The organism is Pseudomonas sp. QLc11A (assembly GCF_052112305.1).
In the GTDB taxonomy this organism is placed as follows: Bacteria; Pseudomonadota; Gammaproteobacteria; order Pseudomonadales; family Pseudomonadaceae; genus Aquipseudomonas; species Aquipseudomonas laurylsulfatiphila.
This window is the reverse complement of sequence record NZ_JAVAJJ010000016.1, coordinates 118,065-135,109: the sequence shown is the minus strand read 5'-3', so window position 1 is coordinate 135,109 and position 17,045 is coordinate 118,065. Positions and strand designations below refer to the sequence as shown.

Annotated in this window: 14 protein-coding genes; 5 read left to right on the top strand and 9 right to left on the bottom strand. The window is 61.8% G+C overall.

All coding sequences use genetic code 11. The features are described 5' to 3' along the window. Nucleotides 1-107: 107 nt before the first annotated feature. Nucleotides 108-1,022 (bottom strand): LysR family transcriptional regulator, encoded by a 915-nt coding sequence (locus tag Q8X48_RS22045; RefSeq protein ID WP_407801508.1) that lies wholly within the window; start codon nucleotides 1,020-1,022, stop codon nucleotides 108-110. A 71-nt stretch (nucleotides 1,023-1,093) separates the two neighbouring features. Between Q8X48_RS22045 and Q8X48_RS22040 the strand changes: the two genes are divergently transcribed. Next, nucleotides 1,094-2,134 (top strand): AraC family transcriptional regulator, encoded by a 1,041-nt coding sequence (locus tag Q8X48_RS22040; protein ID WP_407801507.1) that lies wholly within the window; start codon nucleotides 1,094-1,096, stop codon nucleotides 2,132-2,134. A 226-nt stretch (nucleotides 2,135-2,360) separates the two neighbouring features. Continuing rightward, nucleotides 2,361-2,672: an addiction module antidote protein gene (locus Q8X48_RS22035; RefSeq protein ID WP_407801506.1), complete on the top strand. Its 312-nt coding sequence runs from the start codon at nucleotides 2,361-2,363 to the stop codon at nucleotides 2,670-2,672. A gap of 14 nt (nucleotides 2,673-2,686) precedes the next feature. Here Q8X48_RS22035 and Q8X48_RS22030 read toward each other — a convergent pair whose 3' ends face one another. After that, a complete protein-coding gene (locus Q8X48_RS22030) occupies nucleotides 2,687-3,499 on the bottom strand; it encodes a class I SAM-dependent methyltransferase (protein ID WP_407801505.1) in 813 nt (270 codons plus the stop codon). 172 nt (nucleotides 3,500-3,671) lie between these two features. On the opposite strand from Q8X48_RS22030, the gene Q8X48_RS22025 reads away from it, so the two are divergent. After that, a complete protein-coding gene (locus tag Q8X48_RS22025) occupies nucleotides 3,672-4,052 on the top strand; it encodes a hypothetical protein (protein ID WP_217835609.1) in 381 nt (126 codons plus the stop codon). A gap of 16 nt (nucleotides 4,053-4,068) precedes the next feature. Here the strand turns inward: Q8X48_RS22025 and Q8X48_RS22020 are convergent, their stop codons facing one another. From Q8X48_RS22020 to Q8X48_RS22000, 5 genes are all read right to left on the bottom strand, one after another. Continuing rightward, the gene (locus Q8X48_RS22020; RefSeq protein ID WP_407801504.1) at nucleotides 4,069-5,502 is read right to left on the bottom strand and encodes a sigma-54-dependent transcriptional regulator; all 1,434 of its coding nucleotides are present in this window, start codon (nucleotides 5,500-5,502) and stop codon (nucleotides 4,069-4,071) included. After that, on the bottom strand, nucleotides 5,471-6,964 hold the full coding sequence (locus Q8X48_RS22015) for a sensor histidine kinase (protein WP_015094524.1): 1,494 nt from the start codon (nucleotides 6,962-6,964) through the stop codon (nucleotides 5,471-5,473). The genes Q8X48_RS22020 and Q8X48_RS22015 overlap by 32 nt, the downstream gene beginning before the upstream one ends. Nucleotides 6,965-7,067: 103 nt before the next feature. Then, entirely contained in the window at nucleotides 7,068-8,180 is a 1,113-nt protein-coding gene (locus tag Q8X48_RS22010; RefSeq protein ID WP_407801503.1) for an SCO family protein, read from the bottom strand. Nucleotides 8,181-8,203: 23 nt separating this feature from the next. Next, nucleotides 8,204-8,425 carry a hypothetical protein gene (locus Q8X48_RS22005; RefSeq protein ID WP_126046266.1) on the bottom strand — a complete coding sequence of 74 codons (222 nt, stop codon included), beginning with the start codon at nucleotides 8,423-8,425 and terminating at the stop codon, nucleotides 8,204-8,206. A gap of 184 nt (nucleotides 8,426-8,609) precedes the next feature. Further along, on the bottom strand, nucleotides 8,610-10,055 hold the full coding sequence (locus Q8X48_RS22000) for a sensor histidine kinase (RefSeq protein WP_407801502.1): 1,446 nt from the start codon (nucleotides 10,053-10,055) through the stop codon (nucleotides 8,610-8,612). A 276-nt stretch (nucleotides 10,056-10,331) separates the two neighbouring features. Between Q8X48_RS22000 and Q8X48_RS21995 the strand changes: the two genes are divergently transcribed. After that, complete coding sequence (locus tag Q8X48_RS21995; RefSeq protein WP_407801501.1) at nucleotides 10,332-11,678, top strand: hypothetical protein; 1,347 nt, start codon at nucleotides 10,332-10,334, stop codon at nucleotides 11,676-11,678. A 35-nt stretch (nucleotides 11,679-11,713) separates the two neighbouring features. Then, nucleotides 11,714-13,963 carry an Ig-like domain-containing protein gene (locus Q8X48_RS21990; protein WP_407801500.1) on the top strand — a complete coding sequence of 750 codons (2,250 nt, stop codon included), beginning with the start codon at nucleotides 11,714-11,716 and terminating at the stop codon, nucleotides 13,961-13,963. A gap of 196 nt (nucleotides 13,964-14,159) precedes the next feature. On the opposite strand, the gene Q8X48_RS21985 is transcribed toward Q8X48_RS21990, so the two are convergent. Both Q8X48_RS21985 and Q8X48_RS21980 read right to left on the bottom strand, forming a co-directional pair. Continuing rightward, entirely contained in the window at nucleotides 14,160-15,536 is a 1,377-nt protein-coding gene (locus tag Q8X48_RS21985; protein ID WP_407801533.1) for a DUF1254 domain-containing protein, read from the bottom strand. 5 nt (nucleotides 15,537-15,541) lie between these two features. Further along, entirely contained in the window at nucleotides 15,542-16,891 is a 1,350-nt protein-coding gene (locus tag Q8X48_RS21980) for a DUF1254 domain-containing protein (RefSeq protein WP_407801499.1), read from the bottom strand. Nucleotides 16,892-17,045 lie beyond the last annotated feature (154 nt).

Genomic DNA, 17,045 nt, shown 5'->3' with positions numbered 1-17,045 from the left:
GCATGCGATCCCTGTGGGAGCGGGCTTGCTCGCGAAGAGGGAGTGTCAGTCGACGACATTGTTGTCTGATACACCGCTTTCGCGAGCAAGCCCGCTCCCACAGGGTTTCACGCACGCCGCGCCAGCGCCTGCAATGCCCGGGGCTCACCGAGCGCGCGCAGCAGGCAATGCATCGCCTCCTCGCGGCTGCGCTCGAAGCGATAGCGGGACTCGATGTACAGCGCCAGTTTCAACTCCACGGGTTCGTCCAGGGGCAGCGGCACCTGTTGCAGGCCCAGCACACTGGCGACCCGGCTCGGCAGGCTGATGCCCAGCGGCTGGCGGTCGGCGATCAGCTTCGCGGCCAGGGTGCTCTGGGTGCTCATCGCGACATGGCGGCGCAGGCCTTTCAAGCCAAGCTGCAAGTCCACCGGGCTGAGTCCGTCGCGGCGGCTCGACACCTGAATCTGCGGTTGCTCCAGATATTCCTGCAGGGTGCGCGGCGGCGCCTTGAGCGCGGCGCCATAGGCAAACACGTATTGGTCGGCGGGCAAAACCTGCTTGTGCAAGCCGGCAAGCCCGGCCAGCGGCTGGTCGAGGTCGATCAGGATATCCAGCTTGCCGCTGGCCAGGTCCTGCAAGGCGTCACGGCGCCGGGGCTGGAAATAACGCACCTGCCAATCGGCATGGGGCGATTCGAGCAAGGCATCGAGCAGCACCGGTTGCAGGCAATCCAGACAACTGATGCGCAGCAGCGGATTGTTCTGCCGCGCAGCGGGGATCATGCGCAAGCCATCGCGCAATGACTCGAGCGCCGCACGCACGTAGTCGGCCAGACGATGGGCGACCAGTGTCGGCGTCACGCCCAGGCGACTTTTGATGAACAGCGGATCGCCGCACAACTCGCGCAGGCGACGCAACGCATTGCTCATGGCCGGTTGCGACAGGCACATCACCTCGGCGGCACGGGTGACGCTGCGCTGCTGGTAAATCGCATCGAAGGCGAGCAACAGGTTCAAATCGAGCTGGCGTAAATCAAGCATGGTCTTGCTCCGGCAAATCGCTTAACGTCGGGCAGCCTAACCAGTGTTCCGGAACAAGCTGTGAGCCCTACATGACAAAAAGCGATCAGCCACTGCACGATCAATCCATACCCAATGCGTTCTACGCGCCGACCCTGCTGCCGGCCGTCGAAGAGTTGCTGGCCCGCGGGGTGGACTGCGAACACATCGAAGGCCTGTTCCGTCGCAGTCTGTTCGAGTTGCGCACACCCTTCATGCGCATTCCGCTGTTCATGTCGCGGCGCTTCTGGGCGTTCGCCCTGGAACAGACCGGCGACCCGCTGATCGGCCTGGCGGCCGGTCGGCGCTTCGTTTCCACCGCCACCAATGGCCTGACGTACCTGTTCGACGTGGCCGACTCACTGGACAGCGCCTGCCAGTATTTCGTGCGCTTCTTTCCGTTTTTCAACGGGCACTTTCAGGCGCAGATCGTGCGCGGCGGCGACAACGTCGAACTGCGTCTGCTCGATTGCGGCAGCGTGAAAGCCAGCGCAGCCACCGCCGATTACATCCTCATCAGCCTGTGCAGCATGTTGCGGCGCAAGTTCCTCGCCAGCGGCCTGGAGCGCGATCCGGTGCTGGGCATCGGGCTGACCGGCACCTGCACCGCCAACCCGCAGGATCACGAGCAAGCCTTCCGCGCCCCGGTGCAGTGGCAACAGGCGCAACACTCGATCCGCCTCGATCCACAGCTGTTCGTCATCCCGTTGACGCCGGGCAATCATGAACTGGAGCAGACTCTGGTCGAACTGCTGGAACAGACCCGGCGCAACAGCGAACCGACCTTGCTGGAGCAAGTCTGCGACCACTTGATCGTCGACCTCGCACAAGCCAACTGGCAGCAATGGTGTAGCACCCAGCACCTGCTCGAGCGCACCGCAGCCCGGCGTTTGAAAGCGTTGGGCTGGCGTTTTTCCGAGTTGCTCGACGAGTACCGCCGCTACCGGGCCGAAGACTTTTTGCAGGGGACAGACCTGGAGCTGGTGGAGATTTCCGACCGCCTGGGCTACAGCGATGTACAAAGCTTCAACCGTGCCTGCCTGCGGTGGCTGGGGTGCGCGCCGGGCGCCTGGCGAGCCCGGCAAGGTCGATAAAAAAGGTTCTTTACTCATTCCCGGGAAACTGCAGGAGCCAGGTAAAGCGCAAAACCCTGTGGGAGCGAGCCTGCTCGCGAAAGCGGTATGTCAGTCACATCGATACTGGACGTGCCGCCGTCTTCACGAGCAGACTCGCTCCCACAAAAACCAGGCTTGTGCGTCACGGCTGCCTTTGGTTTTTTGCGTCCCCCCGGTATCCAGCTACAAATGATGGGTGGGTTGAGTGTCCGCAATCCTGACAGCGAATTTCGACATGGCGGCGCTGCTCGACAGTGATGAAGCCATTAGCGAGTACCTGTCTCAGGTACTCGCAGACGGTGACAACGAGGAGTTTCTTCGCGCTATCGGCTATGTGGTGAAAGCCCGTGGCATGACACAGATTGCCAAAGACTCGGGAATGGGTCGCGAAAGCCTCTACAAAGCCTTCGCGCCCGGAGCAAAACCACGTTTTGATACGGTCCTGAAGGTCATTCATGCCCTGGGCATAGATCTCTGCGCGCAGCCAGGGCACACGGTCAATCACTCAAATCTCTGATTTGATTCCGCGCGTTATGTCACTGGCTTCACCACCACCCAGGTAAAACACAACGGCAACTGCGCCACCTGCTGCTGATAGCGGTCATAGAGTTCTTCGCGGTTGGAGTGCGGGTATTCCTTGAAGTGACGGATCTGCAGGCCTGCGGCAATGGCGGCGCCGAAGAGGTCGCCCAGGGTGTGGACGAACCAGTAGGACGGCGCGGCCGGCTGTTCGATCTTGCCCTCGTAGACGATCGGTTCGTGCTGCACGAACGGTTCGCGACGGAAGTATGAACTGGTCGGGCGAAAAGGATCGGCGGCCTCGGGGTCGAACATTTCCAGGAACGGGTGGGTTTCGTACACCACCAGCGCGCCCCCCGGCTTCAGGGTACGCGCCACATGGCTGAAGAATTCGCCGATGTCCGGCATCCAGTTCAGGACCCCGATGGTGATCAGCGCCAGGTCGAAGCGCTCCTGCAGTTGCGCAGGCAAGCGGTGAATGTCCGCTTCGATGAATTGCGGCGCATGGGGCGAGCGGCAAGCCAGCTCCCGTGCCTGCTCGAGAAATGCGCCGGACTGGTCGACGCCCACCACGCTGCGCGCACCCAGGGCAAACAGCGACAGGCTTTCGCGGCCGTTGTTGCAGCCCAGTTGCAGCACCTCCTTGCCGTCGACACCGGTCTGGGCCAGCAACGCGGTCAGGGTGTCGTCCAGGCAGGAAAAATCCGCCTGTTCCACGCCCTTCAACAAGGCTTGCCATTCGCTGGAGTCTTTGTGGTGACGGGCGGAGTCATTCCAGGCCTCGCGGTTGCTGGCGATGGCTTGTTCTTTTGTCGGCAGTTCCATTGCACGCTCCAGGGTTCGGGTTGTCGAATTGACCGGCCGAAGTCTAGATCAAGCCCATACTAACAGCTGTTGCGAACTTGTAATTCGCGCAGCGTCGACGCCTGCTCACGGCGCCAGCTATAGTTAATGACCATGGGGGAAATGTGGTTAAACCGATTTAGCAGGTGTTGCCATGAAAAAGACCGACCTGACGCTTCTGCTCGCCTTCTTCCTGAGCGTGTCCGCTGCTGCCCACGCCGACGACTTTCCAAACACCACTCAATACAGCAGTGAATTCAACTATTACGGCGCCGACCAACCCTTCGCCCACCCCGCACCACCGTCCATGAACTTCATCCCGCCGGGCTCATACATCCCGACCGCGCCCGGGGATTTCATTCCGGTTTCCAGCGAGCATGTGTTTTCCGACTCGCGCCTGCCAACGGTGGCCGATGCCACGGTCCGGGTGTTTATTCGCTCCTACGATCCGGAGCGTGGCGTGTATGTGAACCAGGAAGTCGAGAATCCCGCTTGCATGATGTCTTGCCTGAGACAGGGCCCGGTATTGCAGTGAACACCAGGGGCGTTCTCTACCACTGGCGCTTGTCCGGGCGGGCAAGACCGAGCTTTTCGATCCGGTAGCGCAACATGTCACGGCTAAGACCCAGCAGGCGTGCCGATTTGGTGACGTTCCAGTCCGTCTTGTCGAGCATCTTGCGCACCATGTCGCGCTCCACTTCCGGCAGGTTCATGGATTCGCCGCCGTTGTAGGACGGACGCTGTTCGCTGAAATGTTGCGGCTCGTGATGGAACATCGGTGGCTCATCCACCAGGCTCAGGCAAACGTTCAATTGATGGGCAGCGATGGTGTCGCTTTGCGCCAGCAACACGGTTTGCTCCAGCATGTTGCGCAGTTCGCGTACGTTGCCTGGCCAGCTGTAGCTGAGCAGCAACTCTTCGGCCTGGTTGCTGAAATTCAGGTTCGGCTTGCCGTAGCGTTTGCCATGCAGCCCCAGGAAGTGCCGGGCCAGCAGCAGGATATCGGCGCCACGGGCGTACAGGCGCGGCACCTTGATTGAAATGATGCGCAGGCGGAAAAACAGGTCGCGGCGGAATTTGCCTTGCTGGACCATCTGTTCGAGATTGCAGTTGGTGGCACTGATCACCCGCAGATCGACCTTGCGCTCCTTCACCGAACCGACCCGGCGAACGGTCCGGTCTTCCAACAGCTTGAGAAGCTTGGCCTGCAACAGCAGGTCCATTTCACCGATTTCATCGAGGAACAGCGTGCCGCCATCGGCCGCTTCCACCAGCCCCATGCGACGGTCCTTGGCGTCGGTGAAGGCGCCCTTCTCGTGGCCGAACAGCTCTGATTCCACCAGGTTGGACGGGATCGAAGCACAGTTGAATTCAATGAACGGGCCTTTGCTGCGCGGGCCGTCGAAGTGCAGTGCCCTGGCCACCAGTTCCTTGCCGGTACCGGTCTCGCCTTCCACCAAGACCGGCGGCAGATCGCTGTTGGCCATCCGCCGTTCGGCGTCGAGCAACTGGCTGATGGTGCCCTTGAGATACACCATCGGCGCCGACTCGCCAATCAGTGCCTGCACCCCCGACTTCTGGGCCTCACGCTCCTGATAAAAGGACAGCGTGCGCTCCATGCGGTCGGTCGCCAGGGCCTTGTCCAGCAGCAGCTTGAGCTCTGGCAGGGCTACCGGTTTGGTGACGTAGTGAAAGGCGCCCTCTTTCATTGCCACCACGGCGTCTTCGACGTTGCCGTAACCGGTCATCATGATCACTTTCAGATCCGGCGCGCTGATGCGCAGCTTCTGGATCAGGTCGTGACCACTCATGCCCGGCAACGAGTTGTCGGTCAGTACCACGTCAGGTGCGAAAGAACCCAATTGCTCCAGTGCATCTTCAGCCGAGTGGCAGACGGTCACCTCGAAGTCCTTGCGCTCCAGGTAAGTCTGAATATTCTCGGCGAGGATCTCGTCATCCTCGACCAGCAGAATGCTGTGCTCCATATACCCCTCCCGTTGCCACTTTGAAATTGAGACAAACGCGGGTTCCCTCCTGCTCCCGGCTGGTCAGTTCGACCGAGCCGTCAAACCGCTCCATTATTCTTTTGACCAGGGCCAGGCCCACACCCAATCCACCTTGTTTGGTGGTGAAAAACGGCTTGAAGACCATTTGTTGTTGTTGTTTGGACATCCCCTTGCCGGTGTCGGTCAGGATCATGCTCAAGTAGCCGGGCACCGAGGAATCGATCTCGATCGTCAGCATGCCCTCCTTGGGCATGGCTTCCAGTGCGTTAGCAAACAGGCTATTGAGTATTTGCGTCAGCAGCACCTGGTGGCTGACGACCGGTGGCACGCTGGCGGGAGAGAAACGCACTTCGACGTTCGAACGCTTGATCAGGGACTCGAAGGCACTCAGGGTGTCTTCGATGGCGAGCACCAGGTCGACCGTTTCAAAGTCGTCATTCATCGGCCGCAACGACACCAGCAACTCGCGCACCCAACGCGACATGCGGTCGACCTGATTGATGATGTCGCCAATGTTTTTCTGTGCCGGCTGGCTGGCGATGACCTGGGCCAGTTCGGCGCTGGAACGGATATTGGCCAGTGGATTGCGCAAGCTGTGGGCGACCGCCGAGGACATCTCACCCAGGGCGACAAAGGTTTCATTGGCGATCAGCTGTTTTTGCTGGCTTTGCAACAGCATCGCCGCACGCCGCACGATCCAGAATAACCCCAGGTAGATCGCCGCCCCGCCAATCAGGGTCGCCAGCCAGATCGCCTTGAAGCCACGCTGGATGCGGCCCACCAGGTCCACCGGTTCCTTGTAGATCTCCACCATGGCAATCACTTTGCTTTTGTCGGCGTTGAACATCGGGATGTAGTTCTCGACGAACAGGTATTCCGGTTCACGCAACAGGCGCTGCTCGGGACGCTCTTCATCGATCTCGTGGTAGCTGGTGGACACCGGCGATTTCATTTCGAAGGATTCATCCAGCTCATCGTCGCCTTCGATGCGCACGCCGATCAACTCGGAGTTGGTCGACCAGACCACGGTGCGGTCCTGGGCATACACCGTCGCCAGCAGGATGTCCGGCAGATGCTTCACATGGTCGAGAAACTCGGAGCGTACGGTGGCCCGGGATTCGGGAGGGACGTCGGCATAGGCATGGTCCAGTCGCGGGTCGAGCATTTCGCCCATGGTCCTGCCCGGCGAAATCCCGGCATGACGGACTTCGGCCTCGCCAATGGCGTGGATGAACTGCGCGGTCAGCATCGAATCGCGCTCAATGCTTTCATCGACCACAAAGCGCGTGGAGATGTAACCCAGCCCCAGCGCCACCACGCCAATGATGAAAAAACTGGCCAGGGAGAACCAGCGCAGCAAGTTGAACTGGGGCAGCCACCCCTTGCGCGGAGCGGCCGGGGCCTGCGGCGCAGGTACTTTTTGTTGTTCCAGTATCTGCATGGGGTCTGTCCTGAGTTCTTGAAAACCAGCCTTTGCAGCCATGTATCCAGTCAGTGTAGGTAACATTGATAGCAATTGACCGGCCCACGAAACTATTTCGACGCTATTGCATTTGGGGCACGTTCGGTTGCGCGACTGAGTGATGCTGTTCAGGTTCCTCGCTACCACTGGCCAGTGGCGCCACTGGCGGATGCTGACGGTCGGTTTCTTCTTGCAGGAAGTCGATGATGGACTGGGCGGACTTCTTGTCCAGCCGCAGGTTGGGCATCGAGATCCTGTTGTAGCGTTCGAACAGCTGCATCGCTATCGGGTCCTTTTCCGCCAGCATGCGATCCGGTTCGCGGATCCAGCGGTTGAGCCAGGCCGGATCGCGCTGACGGGTCACGCCGATCAGGTCCGGGCCGATGCTGCGCACACCGATGCCCTGCCCGTCCGTTGGGCCGAGGCTGTGGCAAGACGCGCAGCGGGTGCGGAACAGCTCTTCGCCATTGCTTGGGGGACGGATTTGCGGTGCATCGACGTAGCTTTCTTCCACGCTGGGCTGCTTCCAGTTCTGCAGGGTGTTGGCCAGTTGGTCGGCCAGAATCCACGGATTTTCGAACGGCGAGGCTTTCATCCAGCGGCCCGTTTCCTGGTTGCCGACGATCAGGCTCAGGTTGTGGTCCTTGTTGCGCCCGTTATCGACGCCGTCGATGAACAGGCCCAGTTTCTGCCGCAGCTCGGTGACGTCGGCGAATTCCCCGGTGAGGAATTTCCACCCGGGCCCGACCTGGAAGCGTTGCGCATAGGCCTTGAGCACCTCGGGGGTATCGCTCAAGGGGTCGATGCTGATGGAGTAGAAGAAAATGTCCTTGCCGACCCTGTCGCCCAGCAGTTTCTGCACCTGACGCAGACGCGCGGTTTCCAGGGGGCAGGAGTCGCTGCACGTGGTGAAGATGAAATTGATCACCACCACCTTGCCTTTGATCATGTCATCGAAAAAACGCAGTTGCTTACCGTCCTGGTCGGTCAGCAGGGTGTTGGGGAAATAGTCGCCGCCCCACGGGGTGGCGTCCTCAACGACAGCAGGTTCGGCAGCGGCTGCCGGAGCCGGTGCGGGCGTCGACAATGGCTGGCTGGCGACCAGCAACTGGCTGGCCAGCAAACCGGTCACCAACATCAGCACCAGGTGCATGCCCAAAGCGCGTGAGCGTGGTGAATGCGTCTTCATGTTCATGTCGACACCCTCCCTGTTCAAGTTCAGGACTGAAGCCGTTGCGATTGAGGAAGGTTGGCAGTGCGGCGCAACGGGCCAATGGCCGTCGGTGGAAACGGCAAGGGCGCCGCTGGCGTGGTGGGGTAATCAAAACGGGCCTGCACTGCAGGCAACAGAGCGTTCTGCACCCGCGCGGTGTTGCGTGAGTCTTTGACCCCGTCAGGCAAATCGAAGAATTCTTCGCTGCACTGCGCTTTTTTTTCCATCACCAGCCGCCTTGATGTCGTGAAGGGGGGTGATGATGGTTTTGCAAGGATCTCGCCAGTTCTGTAACTGTTTTATGCAAAGTCATTAACATTTGATAAACAATGGCTTATCAACATCAATGCGCTACGACCGGGGAAATGACTGGGGATTTGACCCGATAACGGGGAAAGTTCATCCCCATTTTCAGGGGGCGAGATTAAATGAAAGGCGGACGGTGGTGCCCTCGCCTTCACGGCTATCGAGGGTCACTGCCCCGCCAAAACGCTCCATGATCCGCTTGACCAGCACCAGCCCGACGCCCAGCCCGCCCTGCTTGGTTGTGAAGAACGGCCGGAAGGCCATGGTGCGCTGTTCTTCGCTCATGCCTTTGCCGGTATCGCTGACCGTCACGCTGACACGCTGGGCTTCGCGCGGCTCGATCCGGATGGTCAGTGTTCCGCCGTTGTCCATGGCTTCCACCGCGTTGGACAGCAGGCTGTTGAGGATCTGGGTCAGTTGCACGTGCTCGCTCAGGACCATGGGCGTCTGGTCCGGCTCGAACACCACGTTGACCCTGGCCTTGCGGATCTGCTGCTCGTAAGCCAGCAGGCTGTCGTGCAGTGCAGCCACCAGGTTCACCGGTTCAGCCTCGTCATTGAGCGGTCGCAGGGACTGGAGCAACTCCCGTACCCAATTCGACATGCGATCGACCTGTCCAATGATGTCGTTGATGTTGCCGTGTGCCGGACCGTCGTCGAACTCTATCGCCAGCTCGGCGCTTGAACGGATGTTCGCCAACGGATTGCGCAGACTGTGGGCGACCGCCGAGGACATCTCCCCCAGCGCGACGAAGGTTTCGTTGGTGATCAATTGCTTCTGCTGCGTCACCAGCAGGATCGCCGCACGCCGCACGATCCAGAACAGGCCCAGGTAAATCAGAGCGCCGCCCAGGGCGGTCGCCAGCCAGATCAGCACCAGACCGCGCTCCATGCGGTTGATCAGGTCCTGCGGCTCCTTGTAGATCTCGACCATCGCCGTGACGGTGGTGCCATCGGCGTCGAACAGGGGAATGTAATTCTCGAGGAAGATGAATTTGGGGGGCACCACGAACTTCTGCTCCATGCGGGATTTGTCCACATCGTGGTAACTGGCCGACACGGAAATCCTGGAGTTGAATGCCCGTTCGAGGTCTTCATTGTCATGAATCGTGGTGCCCATCAAGGACGGATTGGTGGACCAGATCACCATGCGGTCGGGGGCATAGATATTGGCCAGGATCACGTCCGGCAGCTTTTCGATATGGTCGAGGAATTCACCACGGGCACTGGCCCGGGCCAGCGGGTCGACGTCGGGAAAGTCCTTGTCTGTTCGTGGGTCGAGCAACTCGCCCATGGTCCGCACGTTGGGAATCGATACATGACGTACCTCGGCCAAGGCAATCGACTGAACGAACTGTGAGGTCAACAGCGCATCGCGCTGCACGCTTTCGGTAATCACGAACCGCGTGGACACCGCCCCCAGCGCCACCACCACCGTGCCGATCACCGCCATGCTGATCAGCGAGAACCAGCGCAGCAGATCGAACGGCTGCTTGCGCGTTCTCAAGCGGACTTCGCTTTCGCTCGCAAGCACTTTAGCGATTGTGGTCATGGACACCTTCCCGGTAACCCCCCATTGGTTTATAGCCCACCCAAGGCAGTTTGCCCGAACCTGGGGACTGCGGTTCCCCTGCGTCCCTGCGCCCCCTTTACCCCCAATGTTGGGGACAACCGCCCGTTTGATCACTTCCCGGTCTATCGGCCGCGACTGCGTCAACGCCTTTGTTCAGGCCTCTGCCGGGCGTTTTCGCTGATTGGTATGGAAGTTGCCCCTCCCTGTCAGCTGACCCATCCCCAAAGGGCAGGTACTTCGACAGAGGGAATACCCATGCACCCTTTTCTGTGCAAAACCGCGACCGCGCTGGGCGTGATCGCTCTAGCCCAAGGCATCGCCCAGGCAGCGTTGTTTGCCGTCGACCCCGGACCCTACCAGCCAGCCAATGGCAATTTCGCCGCCTGGTATCAAGATGCCCACGGCCGAACACTTGACCTGTGTCTGTCAAAGGCTGTCAGTTCCAGGGTTGCCAGCGCGCCTGGCGCCCCGACTTACATGTGCTCTTTGATCCCTAACCCCGGGATTTTCGACGACACCCAACCGTTGGTCTTCCCGACCAATTTCCCCGACGAAGCGTTCTGGGCGACAGGCGAAACGACCATCGTCGACGCCGCCCGAGGCATCGACCTGACCTATGTCTCGGCGCTCGAAGCCGCCTTCAGCGGGGGTGATCCGCTAGAGGGCGATCAGATCAGCTTCGCCCGTATCCGTATCCGCGTCGACGTGCCCGTCGCCGGCACCTATGTCATCACCCACCCCTATGGCGTCGAGGTATTCAGTATCGACACTCCCGGCCGGCGGGCGATCAACATGACCCGGGACATCGGCATCGGTGCGCCAAAGACCTATGACGGCGCGCTCAAGGGTGACGTCGGGCCGTTCCTGCGCAGCGTCAACGGCCCCTACACCGAGACCAACCCGAGCACGGGCCAGGCGGAAATATTCGTCGGCGATCCGAACCTCAACGAAGCCGTGACCGGCAGCCCGTTCAACACCAACTACGTGCGTATCGAAGGCCCCAATGGCCTGGACTTGCGCACCACTCTCTTCGCCGTTTCCGGCAAGTTGTCGTCGGTGGTCCGGCCGACCCCGGTGATCGCCGAACGCAGCACCTACTCGCGACATGCCGGCGCCAGCGCACCGGTGGCCCAGCAGGATGTGTTCGTGTTGGCCCCACCGCCACCGGCCAGTGTGACCCTGACCAGCAACAACCCGGTCCTGAGCTTCTCCGAAGCGAACACCACCGGCCACTGGTATGCGCAGTCGCCGAACAATCCGACCCTGCCGAGCACCTTGCAGGTGACCGCCGACAACCACCTGGCGATCACCAGCAGCACGCCGACCGTCTTGCCCATGCCGCTGACCGACCTGGTGACGATCTCACGTGCCGAGTACAGCCTGAGCACCGGGCAAATCAGCATCACGGCCTCGACCAGCGACGAAACCTCACCACCGGTGCTCACCGCTACCACCGGCTCCGGTCTTGCCATCGGCGCCCTGAGTGGCGACGGCGCCGTGAAAAGCCTGGCCACCGGCATCACGCCGATTCCGCCAGCCCAGGTTCGCGTGACGTCATCCAATGGCGGCAGCGATACCGAAGAAGTGGTCATCGTGCAATGAACGCCCACATGCCCGGATCCTCATCAGGAGGCATCATGAACAACTGGCCACGCCTGGCGGTCAACGCCCTGGGACTGACTCTATCGCTGTCCGGCACTGTTTTCGCGCAACTCGCCGCCGTCGATCCCGGCCCCTACACCTTTGCCACCGGGAAATTCCCCATCTGGTATCAGGACAACAATCAGCTGTCGATGGAGCTGTGCCAGTCCCGCGCCGTCAGCACACGGGTCGCTGCCAGTGTGCCACCGGCGTACATGTGCACCCTGCTGCCGACACCCGGGATTTTCGACGACACCCAGCCGATGGTGTTCCCGGACAACTGGCCGGACGAAGCCTTCTGGTACCTGGCCGAGACCAGCATCCCCGACAATGCCGCCGGCTATGGCATGGACGCTTATGTCGCCGGGATCGAGGCTGCATTTGCCGGCGGCAACCCGGTCGACGGCGACCAGATCAGCTTCGCGCGGATTCGCATGCGGATAAATGTTCCCACTGCCGGGACCTACACCATTACCCACCCCTATGGTGTGGAAACGGTCAACGTCACCACTCCCGGACGTCGTGCGATCAACATCACCAGGGACGTCGGCATCGGTGCACCGGGGGTTTTCAGCGGTGCGGTCAACGGCGCGATCGGGCCGTTCCTGCGCAGCGTCAACGGCCCCTACACCGCGGTGAATCCGGACACCGGCGCCATCGAAACCTTCATCGGCGACCCGAACCTCACCGAGGCCGTGACCGGCAGCCCCAACAACACCAACTTCGTACGCATCCAGGGCCCGGCCGGGACCCTGCAGACCAACCTCTTCACCGTGGCCGGCAAGGTGCTCGACAGCCGTGCGCAAACCGCGGTGGACATGAGCCGTGCCACCTACCGGCGCACCGCCGGCACGGGGGGCAACAACACCCGGGTCGAAGTGTTCGCCAAAGCCGACAATGGTTCGACCCTGTGCTTTCGCGAAAGCATCGCCCTGGTGCCCGGTCCGCCGCCGACGCCTTGCCAGACCAACATGGTGAGCGATGACAACGGCACGTTCTTCGCCCAGCATCTGCTGGCCAACGGCACCGTGCCGCCGGTCGTGGTGGTCACCGCCACCAACCCGGCCGGCACCACCCGCCCGACCGCGGTGTCGAGCAAGCTCTCGGACCTGGTGAAAATCCAGACCGCCAGTTATAGCTGGAGCAATCACAGCCTGCTGATCGAGGCCACCTCCACAGACGAAGTGGTGGTACCGGACATGGTCGCCCAGGGTTACGGACGGCTGTCGAAAACCGGCACCCTGCAACGCCTGACGGTGGCTGACCTGTCCCAACCACCTGCAACCGTCACGGTGAAATCCGCCGCCGGCGGCAGTGACACCGAGCCGGTCGTAGTCGTCGGCACTGCACCGGACACCGGCGCGAACCAGGCACCGATCAGCGTCGCCGATACCGGCAGCACCAGCTTCGGCGTGCCGATCACCGTCAATCTGCTGGCGAACGACAGTGACCCTGATGGCAACACGCCGCTGAGCATTACCGCGCTGACCCCACCGGCCGCCGGCCAGGGCACCGTGGCATTGAGCGGCACCACGGCGGTGGTCTACACACCTCCCGCCGTGGTCAACGCGCCGCTGACCGCGACCTTCACCTACAAGGCCCAGGACGTCAAAGGCCTGGCCTCGACGACTGCGGCAACCGTGACCATTACCGTGGCGCCTAACCGGCCTCCGGTGGCGGTCGCCGATGCCGTCACGACACTGGGTGTGGCGATCCCGATCAGCGTGCTGGCCAACGACACCGATCCGGAAGGCAACCTGCCGCTGGCCGTCGCCAGCTTCACTCCACCACCGACAGATCGCGGCACCGTCAGCAGCAACGGCACGGTGCTCACCTACACCCCACCGGCCTCCGTCCCCACGGCCTTCACCACGACCTTCACCTACTTCGCCCGGGACAGCTTCGGCGCCGTGTCGACGACACCGGCCACGGTCACGGTGCAGGTTTCGCCACGGCCTGTTGCGGAAACCTTCGCAGTGACCACCGCAACGGTGAGAGCCCGCTCCAACAACCGCTTCACCTGGGACTTTGCCGGCACCTCATCGGTGACCACCGGCAACACCATCACCGTCAAGGTCACTACTCCTGCCGGGCTGGTCACCCTGGGCACCACCTCCGTACCGGTGAATGGACGCTGGAAGTTGACGGTGAACAACACCACCACGGTGGTTCCGTCGGCCAGCCCGACCGCCACGATCAGCTCGTCCCAAGGCTCCGTGCGCACGGTGCCGGTGATCGCCAACTGAGCCCGCGCCCCATCAGCCACGCTGGTTGATGGGGCCGGTTTCCCTGGGTTGGCGTACACAAACGCTCTTGCCTGCATGCGAATCCTGCTGATCAGGCTGAAGGCCATGTTGCGGGACGGCACCGAATGGCGGTGACGAATGGCATGGTGAAGACAGTTGCTCCCACAGGGATCCAATGCAGGAGCGACGGTGCGGCTTAAGCAGACACCACTTCAACCACCGGCATTTGCCAGCGTTGATTGACCACCTGCTGCCCGGGCCCATACAGGCGCAAGATCAGGGTGAACGCCCCGCTCGCCGGCGTCGGCAACCAATTGCTCTGCTCAGGCGGCGTGGTGTTCTGCAGGATCAACGTCAACCCGCCGTCCGCGTCCATCTGCATATGATCCCGACTGCTCAGGCAATAACGATTGATCGGATTGGCCACCAGTTGCCGGTCCGGCAAGTCATACAACGTCAGCGACCAGAACTCGCTGGCGGGCGGCAATTGACCCGGTGCGAAACGCAGGCGATAGCTTCGCCCGCCCTGCAAGGGTTGCCCCTGACTATCCACGCGAGTGCCGGTGTAGAAGGCCTCCTCCACACTGTTGCCGTAAATGCCGACATTCGCCGCAACAGCGCGGTTGAGGTAATTGCCGTCCAGCGTTTCGCGCGTGCCGAACAGGCCGAGGGTGGTGCGTACCTGGCTCACCGCCGTTTGCAGTTGCGCCTGGGCGTCCTGAATCCCGGCGAGCAGTGCCTTGCGCGTAGCTGGCGCCAACGTCGCCGGGTCGAAGCCCTGGCCAGGCACGATGCCGATCCGCGCAAAGCGTGCGCGCAAGGCTTGCTCGGAAGGTTGCGTCGGACACAGGCTGAGGATCTGGTTCAACACCGGGATAAACTCAAGCCCCAACCCGGTCTTGCTGTCCCAGGGTTGCCAGTCAATGACTGGCGCAGCCACGGGCGCTGCACTGCCGATGTATTCATGCAACGAACGCAAATCGTATTGCTGCTGCAAGGCACGCACCGCCGGCAGGTCCCCGGCGTTTTTCAGGCCCGTTCGGCCAAGCACCATGACGATTTCGGTTTCGCTGCGCAGCACGGCCGTGACGCCGTCCGGTATCTGTCCTTGCCAGTCGGGTCCGGCGATCAGGTAGTTTCCCGCATCGCGCCCGGTGCTGAGCACGCCGACATAGGCAAAGTTGTGGGTGTACTGGTCGACCAGTTGCAGCACGTAATAGCGGTCGTCAGGCACGGTCGGCACACTCAACACTTGCGGTTCGCTGCGCAGGTCGAGCCAGGCCCAGGAGTACGGCGTGTCGTTGTTCGGCGTGACGACGTCGCGATTGCTCGGGGTGAACAACTCGCCGTAGTGACGAAAGCGGTTGAAGCCGCCGACGTACTCCGGGGCAGACGCGTTGAGCGCCTGTTTTTCCATGGTCTGGTAATGCATGAGCATGGGGTACGCGTAAATCCACGCCTCCTTGGCAATCTGGCGCAGGTCATCGGGATCAGCGGCCAGCAACCAGCCTGGAAACATCAGGCTGCCTCCCAATACCCCCATGCTGCCCAACACCCGGCGGCGACTGAACATCAGGTTCACGGTTCGATCCTCGCAATCGTCGGCAACTGATAACTCCCGTCCAGTGCCCCGCCCTTGGGCAGGTACAGGCGCAACAGCAGGTTGAACGGACCTTGCGGCGTCGGCAGCCAGTTGCCCTGCGGCGCATCCTTGGGCGCATCGGCTTGCAGGGTCAGGGTCAAGCCGCCGTCGGCATCGTAGTGTAGACCAGGGCTGCGGTCGCCCAGGGCATAACGCTGGATCGTGTTGGCGGCGAGCAGTTGGGTTTTGCCGTCGTACAAGGTCAGTGACCAGAACGCATTCACCGGCGGCAATTGCCCGGCGGGGAAATGCAGGCGATAGGCGTGCTGGCCGCTGAGCATCTGCCCCTGGGCATCGTGCAGCGCCATCGGGTACAGCGCTTCCACCGCATCGTTGGCGTAGATGTAGCGCCAGGCAACCGCGGCACGGGTCAGGTCGTCGTCGCCGAACTTGCCGACGTTGGACGGCGACGGCAACCAGCCCTGCTGTTCCACCGACAGCTGGCTGGACGCGGCGCGTACTTGCTCGCGACCGGCTTCGGCGCCTTGGGCGACGGCTTCGTGCAAATCCGCCGGCGCCTGGAAGGTGGCGCCCGGCTTCACACCGATGGCGGCGAAACGGGCCAGTTTTCCCTGCTCGCTGGCGCTCCACTGGTGCAGCGGCGCCAAGGCGTTGAAGGTGCTGAACAGCGCCTGCGCCGGCCCCTGCTTGGTGTCCGTATACGATGGAAGCTGCAGCGTTGCCAAGGGTTCAGGCGCCGCGCCGCCGCTCACTGTGGACAGTGGCTGCAAGGCGTAGCCCTTGAGCACTTGAGCGGCGTCTTTCTGATCGGCTTCGCCCTTGACCTCGGTACGCCCCAACAGGAACACCAGGCGACTCGGCGAGCGAATCACGCCGCTGAAACCCGATGGCACCTCCCCCTTCCAGTCCGGCCCGGCGATCAGGTAGCGCCCCGCTTTATCACCCGTGGCACGGGTGCCGATGTAGTCGAGGTTGTCGGTGCGCATGTCGACCAGTTGAAAGCTGTAGTAGCGCCCCTGCACGGCTGGCACATCCAGCACCATCGGTTCGCTGCGCAAATCAAGCAAGGCTCGGGAATAGAAGGTGTCGTTGTTCGGCGAAACCACTTTGTTGTCCTGCGGTCCGAGCAAGCGCGGTTCGCTGTAGAGCCGGTTGAACGGCAGCTTCGCGGCGATGGCGCTGAGCACTTTGTCGTGCTCGACGGTGGCGTAGGCGAATACGTAGGCCTCCTGGGCCAGTGCCTTCGCCTGGGGTTGATCGAGGGTTGCAGCGTGAACGGTACCCAGGCTTGCGCCCAGGGCAAGAGCGGATATCCAGTAGCGCACGGTAGATCTCCTTTGTGGAATCAACGATTCACCGCAAGTCCCTGTGGGAGCGGGCTTGCCCGCGATGGCGGTGTGTCAGATAGCAATGCAGTCGACTGACACACCCTCTTCGCGGGCAAGCCCGCTCCCACAGGGAGTTGCAGTGTTGCTGCAA

What these genes read in the sequence shown, in the direction of transcription:
- Q8X48_RS22015 (WP_015094524.1), bottom strand. Translation starts at nt 6,964, where the DNA reads ATGCAGATACTGGAACAACAAAAAGTACCTGCGCCGCAGGCCCCGGCC.
- Q8X48_RS22025 (WP_217835609.1), top strand. Translation starts at nt 3,672, where the DNA reads ATGAAAAAGACCGACCTGACGCTTCTGCTCGCCTTCTTCCTGAGCGTG.
- Q8X48_RS22030 (WP_407801505.1), bottom strand. Translation starts at nt 3,499, where the DNA reads ATGGAACTGCCGACAAAAGAACAAGCCATCGCCAGCAACCGCGAGGCC.
- Q8X48_RS22005 (WP_126046266.1), bottom strand. Translation starts at nt 8,425, where the DNA reads ATGGAAAAAAAAGCGCAGTGCAGCGAAGAATTCTTCGATTTGCCTGAC.
- Q8X48_RS22010 (WP_407801503.1), bottom strand. Translation starts at nt 8,180, where the DNA reads ATGAACATGAAGACGCATTCACCACGCTCACGCGCTTTGGGCATGCAC.
- Q8X48_RS22040 (WP_407801507.1), top strand. Translation starts at nt 1,094, where the DNA reads ATGACAAAAAGCGATCAGCCACTGCACGATCAATCCATACCCAATGCG.
- Q8X48_RS22000 (WP_407801502.1), bottom strand. Translation starts at nt 10,055, where the DNA reads ATGACCACAATCGCTAAAGTGCTTGCGAGCGAAAGCGAAGTCCGCTTG.
- Q8X48_RS22020 (WP_407801504.1), bottom strand. Translation starts at nt 5,502, where the DNA reads ATGGAGCACAGCATTCTGCTGGTCGAGGATGACGAGATCCTCGCCGAG.
- Q8X48_RS21995 (WP_407801501.1), top strand. Translation starts at nt 10,332, where the DNA reads ATGCACCCTTTTCTGTGCAAAACCGCGACCGCGCTGGGCGTGATCGCT.
- Q8X48_RS22045 (WP_407801508.1), bottom strand. Translation starts at nt 1,022, where the DNA reads ATGCTTGATTTACGCCAGCTCGATTTGAACCTGTTGCTCGCCTTCGAT.
- Q8X48_RS21990 (WP_407801500.1), top strand. Translation starts at nt 11,714, where the DNA reads ATGAACAACTGGCCACGCCTGGCGGTCAACGCCCTGGGACTGACTCTA.
- Q8X48_RS21985 (WP_407801533.1), bottom strand. Translation starts at nt 15,536, where the DNA reads ATGTTCAGTCGCCGCCGGGTGTTGGGCAGCATGGGGGTATTGGGAGGC.